Source organism: Collinsella aerofaciens (genome assembly GCF_020709435.1).
Taxonomy (GTDB): Bacteria; Actinomycetota; Coriobacteriia; order Coriobacteriales; family Coriobacteriaceae; genus Collinsella; species Collinsella aerofaciens_AU.
In genome coordinates this window covers 19652-31841 of the sequence record NZ_JAJFDP010000002.1, presented here as the reverse complement: position 1 = coordinate 31841, position 12190 = coordinate 19652, and the positions used below count along the sequence as shown (strand labels likewise).

7 protein-coding genes are annotated in these 12190 nt (G+C 59.5%); 3 read left to right on the top strand and 4 right to left on the bottom strand.

The window, feature by feature from the left end:
• Positions 1 to 4: 4 nt before the first annotated feature.
• Both LK493_RS01730 and LK493_RS10275 read right to left on the bottom strand, forming a co-directional pair.
• Complete coding sequence (locus LK493_RS01730; RefSeq protein WP_227789903.1) at positions 5 to 2002, bottom strand: DNA gyrase/topoisomerase IV subunit B; 1998 nt, start codon at positions 2000 to 2002, stop codon at positions 5 to 7.
• A gap of 157 nt (positions 2003 to 2159) precedes the next feature.
• Positions 2160 to 3542 (bottom strand): ATP-binding protein, encoded by a 1383-nt coding sequence (locus tag LK493_RS10275; protein ID WP_196022200.1) that lies wholly within the window; start codon positions 3540 to 3542, stop codon positions 2160 to 2162.
• Positions 3543 to 3943: 401 nt separating this feature from the next.
• Between LK493_RS10275 and LK493_RS01720 the strand changes: the two genes are divergently transcribed.
• The gene (locus LK493_RS01720; RefSeq protein WP_227789902.1) at positions 3944 to 4960 is read left to right on the top strand and encodes a DUF5067 domain-containing protein; all 1017 of its coding nucleotides are present in this window, start codon (positions 3944 to 3946) and stop codon (positions 4958 to 4960) included.
• A 112-nt stretch (positions 4961 to 5072) separates the two neighbouring features.
• On the opposite strand, the gene LK493_RS01715 is transcribed toward LK493_RS01720, so the two are convergent.
• Together LK493_RS01715 and LK493_RS01710 are read right to left on the bottom strand one after the other, a co-directional pair.
• Positions 5073 to 9440: a hypothetical protein gene (locus tag LK493_RS01715; RefSeq protein WP_227789901.1), complete on the bottom strand. Its 4368-nt coding sequence runs from the start codon at positions 9438 to 9440 to the stop codon at positions 5073 to 5075.
• Positions 9441 to 9595: 155 nt separating this feature from the next.
• The gene (locus LK493_RS01710; RefSeq protein ID WP_227789900.1) at positions 9596 to 10600 is read right to left on the bottom strand and encodes a helix-turn-helix domain-containing protein; all 1005 of its coding nucleotides are present in this window, start codon (positions 10598 to 10600) and stop codon (positions 9596 to 9598) included.
• A 657-nt stretch (positions 10601 to 11257) separates the two neighbouring features.
• Between LK493_RS01710 and LK493_RS01705 the strand changes: the two genes are divergently transcribed.
• Both LK493_RS01705 and LK493_RS01700 read left to right on the top strand, forming a co-directional pair.
• Positions 11258 to 11578 (top strand): PadR family transcriptional regulator, encoded by a 321-nt coding sequence (locus LK493_RS01705; RefSeq protein WP_006234594.1) that lies wholly within the window; start codon positions 11258 to 11260, stop codon positions 11576 to 11578.
• Positions 11565 to 12188 (top strand): DUF1700 domain-containing protein, encoded by a 624-nt coding sequence (locus tag LK493_RS01700; protein WP_138114217.1) that lies wholly within the window; start codon positions 11565 to 11567, stop codon positions 12186 to 12188. Before LK493_RS01705 ends, LK493_RS01700 begins: the two co-directional genes overlap by 14 nt.
• Positions 12189 to 12190 lie beyond the last annotated feature (2 nt).

The window sequence follows — 12190 nt, the reverse complement described above, 5'->3', positions numbered from 1 at the left end:
GCTGCTATTGCAGGTCCAGCTGGTCCAGATATTCCTTGCCGTGCTCGGAGATATGGCGCTTGCGGCCTGCCTCGTCGTTGCCCAGCAACAGGTTGAACATGGTTTCCATCTTGGTGACGTCCTCGGGCTCCACCTTGATCAGACGACGCGTCTCGGGATTCATGGTGGTGAGCCACATCATGTCCGGGTCGTTCTCACCAAGACCCTTGGAGCGGTTGATGGAGCACTTTTGGTCGCCAATCTCCTTGAGGATGCCGTTCTTCTCGAGCTCGGTGTAGGCAAAGTAGGTCTTCTCTTTGCAGTTGATCTCGTAGAGCGGCGATTCGGCGATATACACGTAACCCTCGTCGATAAGCGTGGGCACCAGGCGGTAGAGCATGGTGAGCACGAGCGTACGGATGTGATAACCGTCGACGTCGGCGTCCGTACAGATGATGACCTTGTTCCAGTTGAGGTTGTCCAGGTCAAAGGCACCAAGGTTCTTGATGCGCTTGTCCTTGATCTCCACACCGCAGCCCAGCACGCGCATAAGGTCCATGATGATGTCGGACTTAAAGATGCGCGGGCAGTCCTCTTTCAGGCAGTTGAGGATCTTACCGCGGACGGGCATAACGCCCTGGAACTCGGCATCGCGCGAGGTGCGAATGGCGCCTGCTGCCGAGTCGCCCTCTACGATGTAGATCTCGCGACGGTTCTTATCTTTGGAGCGGCAGTCGATGAACTTCTGCACGCGGTTGGCCATGTCGGTCTTCTGCTGCAGGTTGGTCTTGATGCTCTGGCGCGTCTTTTCGGCGTTCTCGCGCGAGCGCTTGTTGATGAGCACCTGCTCCATGATCTTGTTGGCAGCGTCTTTGTTCTCGATCAAGTAGGTCGAGAGGCGCTCCTTAAAGAAGGCCGTCATAGCCTGCTGGATAAAGCGGTTGTTGATGGCCTTCTTAGTCTGGTTTTCATAGGACGTCTGGGTGGAGAAGCAGTTGGTCACCAGCACCAGGCAGTCCTGGACGTCTTGCCACTTAATGCCGCTCTCGTTTTTGTTGTACTTGCCCTGTTGCTTGATGTAGGCATCGATGGCGCTGGTCAGAGCGCTGCGGGCGGCCTTCTCGGGCGAACCGCCGTTCTCGAGCCACGATGAGTTGTGGTAGTACTCCTGCATCATGAAGGTGCGCGAGAAGCACATGCACGCGGTAATCTTCACGTTGTAGTCGGGCAGGTCCTCGCGGTCGCGACCGCGACGGTCGGCCTCGATAAAGAAGGGCTCGGTAAGGTAGTCGGTACCGACCTTCTCGAGCACATAGTCCTCGATGCCCTTGGGATAGCAAAAATCCTCTTCGGAAAACTCACCATCGTCGCCCTCGATGCGCAGGCGGAAGGTCACGTTGGCGTTGACCACGGCCTGGCGGCGCATGGTCTCGCGATACCAGTCGTGGGGAATGCTGATCGAGGTAAAGACCTCAAGATCGGGGCGCCACTTGATGGTGGTGCCGGTGCGGTTCTCGTCGCTGGGCTCAATCTCGAGTGCCTTCTTCTTGGCGCCGACAACCTTGCCCTTCTTAAAGTGCAGGGAGTACTTGTTGCCATCGCGCCAAACCGTGACGTCCATGTACTCGGAGGCGTACTGGGTCGCGCACGAGCCCAGGCCGTTGGTACCGAGCGAGAAGTCGTAGTCGCCGCCCTGGTTGTTATTGTATTTGCCGCCGGCGTAGAGCTCGCAAAAGACGAGTTCCCAGTTAAAGCGCTTCTCGGAGGGGTTCCAGTCGAGCGGGCAGCCACGGCCGTTGTCCTCTACCTGAATGGAGCCATCGCGAAAGGCGGTAAGGGTGATGAGCTTGCCGTAGCCCTGGCGCGCCTCGTCAACGGCGTTGGACAGAATCTCGAAGGCGGCATGCGCGCAGCCATCGAGTCCGTCCGAGCCGAAGATGACGGCAGGGCGCAGGCGTACGCGCTCCTCGTCCTTGAGCTGGCGGATACTGTCGTTACCATAGTTTGCGGTGTTTTTTGCCATACTCGCTCTCTCGGTGCTCCTTTGCTGCGTTTTAGTCATATAGATAGTCAAGGTAGCATAGCCCAGCCCACAGACGATTCCAACCAACACGAAATCCATCGAACAATCGTTCGATTAGATAATGAATGCTTGGAATGCGGGAGGGACCTGTCCTGTCCTATCCAAACATCTGCGGCAGGTCGATGAAGACGGTTCGATCGCTTTCGCCAGCTTCGAAGCCCGAACGGGAGAAGAATCCATAGCGATGGCACTTGAGTCCCGTTGCCTCGACTTGGGCGATTTCCTCGTCGACCATTTTTTGCGTGATGGGGGATTTGCGGAACTTTGCTTCGTAGAATGCGTAGCCCTCGGGGTCTTGCGTTACCACATCGAATTCGCCGCTCGTTTTGTTTGCGGGGTCGTCGTACCAGTACTTGCCTATGGCGTCGAAAGCCGGTTCGATCTTGCCGGTCCTGTTCTGCCGCACGAGGTATTGACGGCAGATCTCCTCGAACATATGAGGAACGTAGTTTTCCTCGAAGTCTTGGAAGACGTGACGATCATAGAAGACTTCCGAGTCGAGCAGCTGACGCGCTGAGGCATTGCGGAAAACATAGCGATAGTAAAAGAGCGAAAGCGGATCCACTACAAAGTAGCCAGACTTGCGCTTGTTCGTAGGGTCGTTGATGGGTGCACGCTTTTGGACGATTTCGAGTGACATGAGCTTGTCGAGCACGTCTGCCATGGCCGGACCGCTCGAGACATGCGACTGTGCCAGCACGTCCCCCCAACGGGAGTAGCCTTGTGCGAGAGCCCCGAAAACTTCGTTGGCGTTGGTCATCTTCGAGATCTCGGCGTTGAGATAGGACGGCACCTCGCTTTCTAAGCGGGCGCCAGGTTCCGTGACGAGCTCGATGATGTTGTCGCGTACGCTTTGGGATTGATCGATGAGGCGATTGTAAAAGGGGATACCGCCAAAAACGCTATAGAGCCGCACCTTGTCCTCGGGCGAGAACGCGGGATAGAACTTCGCAGCGTCAAAGTAATCCATGGGCTTAAGCTCAAGCGCGAGATCAATTCGCCCGTAGAGGGGGCTTTCATGCTCGATGAGGGATTTCATAATCTCAACGTAGGAGCCGCACAGGACAATGTTTAAACGTGAGTCTTCCCTGTGGGCGTCGATTGAGGTCTGAAGAATGCTGTCTAGGCCTTTAACCGCATCTCTCAAGTAGGGGTATTCGTCGAGAACGAGGGTAATGTTCTTGTCTTTAGCTTGGGCAAACAGAAATTCGATGAGCTCGCGGATGCCTGTGAAGGCGAGCGGAGGAAAGCTCAGCGCTTCAGCAACAAGGACGGACAGACTCTCGAGGTTGTCTGCCTCGGAGGTTTGGCGGCACTCGTAATAGACCGTTGCGACGTCCGACAAATCGGTTAGTGCCTGCTTGATGAGCTCACTTTTTCCGACGCGACGCCTGCCGTAAATGAGAACATTGCGCTGCTCGGGTGCTTTGAGCGTTTTCTTAATACGGGCGAGCTCACGCTCCCTGCCAATAAATTCCACTTACTCGGTTCCTTCCGACTCGGTTTTGTCCGAGTTAATTGTATCGCATGGATCAGTTTATGCTCGAGTTTACTCGGACAAAACCGAGTCGGTTCTGCCCGAGTAAATTTGAAGGCGGCCGAATGCGTCTTGCTGCGTTTGCGGTTGGATACGTTGTCGAAAACGTGTCGTGCGGATTGTTGGATCGAATCGAACATTGGGACAGACGTCTCGTTTTATGGGCCGGGGGCGTGCATGTGCGAGTTCTTTTGGCCCATAAGGAACGCTGGTGGGTCGTTATTTGGGCCACGGGTCACTTCGCCGGCGCCGTGTTTCGTCATACGCTCATTGTGGAAGCCGATGCCACGGGACGACGAAGGCCTCGGGCAACGGATGAGCTGCAAGCGAAAGGAGCGGTGAGGATGATGAAGCCCATGACGAAGAAGCTGCTGTTAGGAATTCCCACCGTGGCGCTTTCGGCTGTGTTGGCGTGTACGCTTGCCGGCTGCGGCGGTAATGCGCCGAGTGGCTCGGGCGGGAGCGCACCTGTGCAGGAGAAGTCCAAGAAGGCCAAGGCCTATGATTCGCAGACGGTCGAGGTAGCAGGCATTACCTATGAGTCTGTGGCTCACGGTACGTTCTATCGCGGTGATGCCAAGCAGCAGGACGGCTTTTACCTGCACATCAAGATTACCAACAACAACACAAAGAACAGGACGTTCAGTTCCTTTAACGTGCATGCTGCTCAGGGCGATCTTGAGGCAGGCGACCCGTTGTTTACTTCTGGCAAGGCGGCTGTGCTCGACTACGTCGCAAGCGAAGCTCCCGATGATCTGCACAAGGGAATTGACCTTTCCGAGAGGCCAGATATCGGTCCGGGCGAGACCGTTGAGTATGTTTACTTCTGGGCGCCCAAGACGGCGTACTACGGGCCCATCACTGTCGAGTTCGTAGACGCTTACGCCCCTGCCAAGAATCATGAGGCCATGCACTTTGACACCACGGACTGCGAGACCAAGGAGTTCAAGGCGGCCGGCGGCGTGGCCGATTCTGGCGAGAAGACAGATTTAACGGGCATCGACTGCGCATCGTACAGCATCGAGGCCGCCGATGGGTACACGCTGGATTCGTCCGACGAAGAGCGCGAAAAGGCAAACTTCTTCCACGACGAGACTGGAGGACGCCTGAACATCAGCATTTTCCCGCGCTCGCCGGAGGAAGAGGTTGCAAGCCTAGAGCAGGTCTACGAAGGCAAGGAGACAACAACCGACCAGGTCGAGTACAACGGCATAACGTGGCTGCGCTTTACCGGTCCCGAAAACGGCCATACGCTGTTTGCGACGGCTCCCGCGACGGGTGAAACCGTCCGTGTGTCGATCGGCTGGAAGATCGACTGGGATGCTGCCGTGCCCATGATGGAGGCGCTGAAGCTCAAGTAGCGGACTGCGATTCCCATGTCAGGCGACTCAGGGCTGGCTCCGAGTTATCGGGGCCAGCCCTTTTTGGTGCTCGATGAGCCGAGTCGGCGTCTCTCACAAAAGTAGCTAGGAGCTAGCGAGGTCTATCAGAATTGACCTCATTGGCGGTGTCGGTTTCGAGCGCCGTGCGGCGGGCGCTGTAGGCGATAAGGCCGGCGCCTGCCGCGGCGAGTGCTGCAGCGGCTGCCGTGAGGGGAGCGTTGACATCGCCCGTGCCCGCAAGCGCGCCCGCTTTTCCGGAGCGCTTGTTATTGCCGTGGTCCTTGCCACTGCCGGAACTGCTTCCGCCGGAGCCGCCGCCCTCGTCAGTGCTGCCGCCACTCGTGCCGCCATCGCCGTCGACCGTCATCGGGGCGTCGTGAAGTTCTGTCGTATCCGCGCTGCCGCATACGCCGACCTGAACTTCTGAGCGCTCGCATGCCGCGTCGGGCACATGAAGTTCGTGCAGTACGGCACCCAGCGCCGAGTTTGCGCCCGGTCGAATTTCCTCGAGCGTTACGGGATCGAGCGCCACCAGATTACGCGCCTTCGCATACAGCGTTACGCGTTTGCCCACTTCGTCGCTCCAACTCTCGGGGATGGCGAAGCTCATGCGGAACTGTGCCGTGCAACCCGGTGCCAGCACGGCGTTGCCACTGTCGGCTACCAGCGGGTGCGTTGCAAAATGTGCGCCCAGCGTCTCGAGCGTGTACTTCACGTGTGTCATGTCGTTGGCCGAAGCGTCCTCGGCAAGCTCTGGATCGTAGATCGATGCCATGCGTGCGTTCACTCCGAACCCGATGGATGCGCTGGAGAACGGCTGACTGGAGCCCTCTCGGTACAGATCGATCGTGCCGGCGGTCAGCAAGGTGTTGCCGTCGTTTCGCACCGTGACCATGAAGGATTCGCCTGCTGCTCCGGGCACCACCGCGCCCGAGGTAGCGACCGCGCCCGTCGGAGTGGCACACGCCACCAAGGGCACTTCGATGCCGTGTAGTTCTGCCTCGCTCTTCTCCGCGCTCACAATGTGCGTGGCGAGCGCGGAGAGCATGCTCCCCGACGTCAAAAATGTCGTTATCTGATCGACGGGATGGTCCAGCTCGCACATCACGAACGGCTCCGTGAACAGATCGCCTGCCAAGGTGCTGGCGAAGATGCGGAAGTGCTTGCCCATCACTGCTACCGGGTTGCCTTCTTCGTCGTAGGTTTGTCCCACTTTGCCATCGGTGTTCTCTACATAGAGCACGCACCTGCCGTTGTTGCTTACGCTAAACGATGCCGGGCCGCAGCCTGCGGCACCCACGGGCTGCGTTGCAAATACCGATGCGCCTCGCGTCCAAGTAATATGCTGCAGTTGCTCGTTGACGGTAGCCAAAAAGCCCGTGTGCTGCGGCCACGGCACCGCGTGGGGTACTGTGGCATCTGGCGACATAACGCCCCAGCCCGCGATGGACTGGCCGATCACGGCGTACGATGCGCAGCCGCAACCGTCTGCAGTCTCGTACGCAACGGGCACCACCATTTTGCCGTTGATATTTTCGGGCTCGCCCAGCTCGATACTCGACGGTGCTTGTGGAAAGCGGAGAACTTGGCGGAACGTCAGGCTGTCGCCCGAAACGTCCGACCACAGGGTAAAGCACTCCAGCGCAACCTCGGCCTCGCTGCCGAGCGCCTTTTCTGCGGTGGTTCCGCGGCGGTGGAGGTAGGCACCCGACAGACGTCCGTCGACCAGCGTCTTGCCCACCGTGATGCGCGGGCACTGCAGGCAATGGTAGCCATCCTCTTGCAGGCGGCCGCGCGAAATGCTGCGCCATGACGTATGCGACACCACGCGAACTCCGCCGTTGCTTATGCGCAGGCGCACGACGGACAGTATGCCGGCTGTGCTTGCCGTATCGAAAAGGGTGTTGTCGCCGTCGGGGCGCTCGCCCGAGACCAGTAGCACGTAGGCGTCCTGGTTTCCTCTTCCGTCCGTATATTCCACCACGTCGAAGTCGTAATCGTATATGCCGTCGCGCTCCACGTCGTTCTCGCCAAACCCAAGGGGAAAGTCCACGGGCGTGGGAGCGGACCACGTGCCGTTTGCCTTTGTGTGCACCACCAGGCGCGAGCGACCATTCTCGCCGTAGCGCACCGAGGCGATACGGAACAAGCACTCCACGCCGGCAATCACCGTTAGCTTCATGTGGGCTTCGCTGAGCACGCCAGCAAACAGCACGTTGTCGCTCGAGGGCTTGATGCCGCCACGCTCGTCCTCCGATACACCAGCAGAATTGGCGTTGGGGTCCGCAGCGGCGTCCTTCGCCTGCCCGATATAGGTGTACTTATACATCGACGCGGCGTTTTCGCCGTTCTCTATCAGTGCGTGGACGAAATGCTCGATCTGCCCCGTGTCGTCGCTTTCTGCATCTGCCTCGAGTTCAATGCGCGTGACCGCTTGCTCCCAATCGCGTGCGACAGGCGCGGCGTTTACGACAGCGGCCTTAACCTCGGCGCGTGCGAGCAGCTCGGCGTTGGTGACGATGGTGGCCGATGCGATAAATTGCGGCACGCCGCCCGCCTCGATGTTGCTGGGCGTGCCGAAGCGGGCATCCAACGTGTAAGGCGTATCTCCACCCAATGCGAGCTCAGAGCGCTGGAGCACATACTGGTTGCCATTGTTCACCGACATATTCCACGAATCGAGGAGTGTGGGCCACGACCCCGACCAAGCCTTGGTGGTCCACTTGAACATTACGAACTGGAGTATCACATCGACATCGACGTCTGCACCTACGCGCAGTCGCGGAAGCTGGTGTCCATCTGCCTTCTCGTACCCAATGAACAGCGTGAGGGATGCGGCGCCGCGCACGGCAGACGAAGCGACGCCTGCAACGCCGGCGCCAAAGGTGACGGCAAGCCCGATCTGGATGGTGAATGAGCCCGAGGTGTTTGAAAAGTCGAGCGAAATGTTTTTAAAAAACGCCGCGCCGCTGCCGTGCGTGTGGGCACCCACGGCGAGCGCCAGCTTCGCCAGCACCCAGGGGTTGACGTTTAGGAAAAACGGCACCGGTCCTAGGGTAAACTGCTCGGTCCAATTGAGGTCGGTTCTTACTTGAAAGAGCGCCTTAATATTGCCGTATGCGGGGTCGTTGTTGTTGCCCCAGGTTTTGCCCACCCAATCGTAGGCGAGCGAGCCGTACAGCTGTGTGGCGATATCCATCGTGAACAGCAGCGTGCAATGGTGGCGAAGGAGCTTAGTGTTTCTTGGATCGGTTCCCGAACCGGCACTCATACTCTTGTACTGATTCCACTTCCCCTCCATCTCGTCGAGGTAGCGGTTTGCCTGCTTGGCGCCCGACTCGCGCGGCGATTTCTTCCAGTACTCCGGATCCGGATTGCCTGAATCGTTCATGTAGCCGACCGGTTTGTATCCTCCGCCAAACAGCACGTATCCAGCAAACGAGAAATCGAACAAAATGGGGAATGAGGGCATCCAGCACGTGAACTTATTGCCGCCGATGCCGGGAAACGCCGCCGGGAAATCAAACGGAGTGATCTCTTGGTCCATGGTAGTGGGGACGATAGTGGTCGATCCCGATTCTGCCTTTGCGGCCGGCGCAGTGACAACGGCCATGGGGGAGGAGAGCGTGTAGGTTTTGCCCCGATAGTCGAGGACAAAGCACAGCTTGCAGCCTTCTTCCAGAAGGTCCGATGCCGCATCGAGGAACTTGTCTTCGAGTGTGAACGTCGCCAGATTATCCGCACCCGATGCGCTGGCCTTGACTTGGCCAATCTGCGTGACGGTTTCGGGTGAGCTGCCCGCGGCAGGCGTCACTTTGTTGATGTGCAGCGTTGCCTGTCCACCCTGTGGCAGATGTGCCTGCACGGTAAAGGCGTGCGTATCGGGCTGCTCGTTTGCCGTGTCGTTCTTCGGCAATGCCATGAACGTGGCTTCAGCGTATTGGATGTCCCATTCGTCGAATGTGAGCTGGCGGAAGTACGGCTCGCCGTCGGAAAGCGGACGCGTGGGCGCGGTTATGGCGGTGCCGCCCTGGATACGCGCGAGGGGAATCTCGACATCACGGTAGTCCGCCATGCTAATGGAGATACCGCCGTTAAAGTCGTACGCGTCGAGAAGCGTCGCCTCGTCCACGTAGCCTTCCGAAAGCGGCGCGACCTCAAAGATGGCCGTGCCTTCGTCATCGGTCGTAGCGGTGAGCCGCTTGCCTGCGGCGTAGCGCGATGTGAGCGTGACCTGGGCACCCGTGATGGGCGTATTCTTGTTGGCGACGTCGACCACGACCACACCGAACATGGTGCGCGAGAGCACCAAGACCTTGAAGGGATCATCTTCGTCGGCGTATGCCTCGGTGGGGGCGAACGGCAGCAGGAATGCATTTTTGCTTCCCGGCACGCGAGACAGCATGATGCCTGCCAACGAGGATGCTCCGGCAACAAGTAACGAACGGCGATCAAGCATCTTTGGCTCCCATCCCGCAGGTATCGGTGGAAATAATCCAATTTTGCGAGAAGGTTCCCCGTGGCGGTAGTGCCGTTCAAGGGTCAAAATGTCCAAATTGATTGAGCGAAGCGCCGGGTTCCGGAACGCGTTCGATGCGCTTGGCAGCCCGGTTGCTAACGCAACATATGCGCGACCAGCTCGGCGCGTGTGCCGATGCCAAGCTTTGCGTATACGCCGGATAGGCGGTTTTTGACGGTGCCCGGCGATACTCCCATATGGCGTGCGATTTCGGCGTTGGTCCACCCGCGACAGGCGAGCATGGCCATGGTGAATTCCGTGGTCGTCAGATCGTCGGCCACGTCCTCGCCCGAATCGGGGTTGTGGATGCGCCGCCAGCCGTAGCTGAATCGATACGTAATCTCGATGATGTGTGCGAAGTCGTCAGGGTATTGCGTTTTTAGACACGCCTCGATAAGCCCCTGCAAAAGGCCGTGGTGCTCGCCAATGAGTTCGATAAGGCCGTCGGGACGCGCAACGTCCCAAGCGGCTCCGAAGTGTGCCTTTGCGGCGTCGATGTCCTTGAGGCTCATGCAGGCCATGGAAGCCGACAGGTGCAGGAACAGCTCCGAGATGGGATAACTTCCCTGTTTCATGATCAGGGCGTTTTCTGCCATGCCCAGACTGCGGCCATATTCGCCGCGCAGGTATAGGGCATGCGCCATCACGTAGCTGGCGAACAGGCGCAGACCTTCGGGCAGATGCGCCGCAAGTGGATAAAACTCTTCAGCAGAATACGGGGAAGGCAAGTGCAGCAGGACACTCGCGGCCGAGGCGAACAGGATATGCGTGGCGTGGACGGCGGGCGATTCCTCGTCAGTTGGCGTATCGAGGATGCCAGCAAGGCACCGGCGGGCGTCGGCGATACGGTTGAGCGACAGACTGGCATATCCGCAGATAAGGCATGCGGAATAGCGCAGTGCGGGATCGGTGGCGTCAAGATAGGGGCGCGCCGTCTTGGCAGCGAGCGTGGCCTGTCCGCGAAAGTACAGCGCTTCTGCCGTGGCGATGGTGCGTGAATCGGGGTCGGAAATGCCTGCAACCGCAGCGTCAATCTGCCCCGGCACAAAGGCGGTGCACATCAACGGCATGGGAATGCGCGGGTAGCCATCGCAGTCCATCTTCCATCTCCCAACAGCTGGCAACAATTGCAGCAATTGTACTCCTGTTGCTCGGGACTGGAATTTGTGGGTATCGCCTACGATTATGCCGAACGTATAAAGGAAGAGTCTATTGGCGATGCTTCCAAGGTGGCTACCGAAGCCTATCTGACCTTGGGATATAGAAAAACTGCCACCCCTGCAAAAAGCTCTGCCGCAGCGATGGGAAACGCATCTTCTGGGCATTCCGGCGTCTCCAGCCAGCGCTGGACTGCTGCTGTCGCCTGCGCGTTGGCGAGCGGGGCGTGGGGACCGTCCGGCGACCAGCGGTGACGGGCGAGCCCTGCCGCGTACGTGGGACTCCATCGGCGTAGACCCATGACCCCCATGGCATCGGAGAAGTTCACCATGGCGTCCAGGACTTTACCGTCCGGCACGTCCAGCCTAGCGGCTCTCTTGAACCCAAGGTTGAAAGGGGGCGTTGTACAAGGCGAATGGGGCCGAGTGGAAGTGGATCAAAAGAGCGTTACTTGACGTTTCATGCATAATGCCAACCGCCCCGCGACATCACGTTCGCAGCGCGCAGGGGCCGGAGAATCTTCGCGATGAGAGTTGACGTCTAATACCTTGCATCGTATAGTGTGTATAGCATAGTATATGACGAGAGGAGGTGTGCGGATGGAGGCACAGATGAAGCGCGGCTTCCTGGAGGCCTGCGTGCTCGCGGCCGTCTCCGGCGAGGAGTCCTACGGCTACCAGATCGTGAAGGACGTACCGGCGAGCATGGGGCTCACGGAGTCGACGCTCTACCCGCTGCTCAAGCGCCTGGAGAAAGCCGGGTGCATCACGGCGCGCTCCGCCGAGCACAACGGGCGGCTGCGCCGGTACTACCGCATCACGGACGACGGGCGAGCACGCATCGAGGAGTTCCTGGCCGAGTGGCCGTCCGTACGGGAGATTTACGCATACGTTGAGGGGGCGCACCATGACGCGCGATGAGTTTCTGGGCCGGTTGGGCGAGCTGCTCGCCTGCCTGCCGGCCGAGCAGGTGGAGGAGACCAAGGCGTTCTATGCGGAGGCCATCGCTGACCGCATGGAGGACGGTATGAGCGAGGAGGAGGCCGTGGCCGCCATGGGCACACCCGGCGAGGTGGCGGAGGCCACGCTCGACGACCTGCCCGCCGTGCCGCGCGCGATCGCGAGGACGCGCCGGCGCAGCACCACGCTGCTGTGGGTGCTGACCATCGTGGGCTCCCCGGTGTGGGTGCCGCTGCTCGCCGCCTTCGCCGCCGTGGCCGTCACGGTCTATATCTGCATCTGGCTGCTGGCACTCTGCGTGTGGATCGTCGCGGCGGCACTCGGGGGCGTGGGCGTAGTTGAGCTCCTGCTTGCCGTAAGCGGCGTCACCATCGGCCACTTCCCGTACGCCCTCGCCTCGGCGGGCGTGGGGCTCGGCCTCGTCGGCGTGGCGCTCTTCGTTGGTGCTGGCGCTTGGGCCGCCTCAAAACAAATTGCGCGCCTTTCGGCGCTCTGGGCGAGGAAGGCCGCCTCGCCCTTCTGGAAGGGCAAGGGCGAGAAGGGCGGCGCTGCCGCGCATCTCGCGGCGTAGAA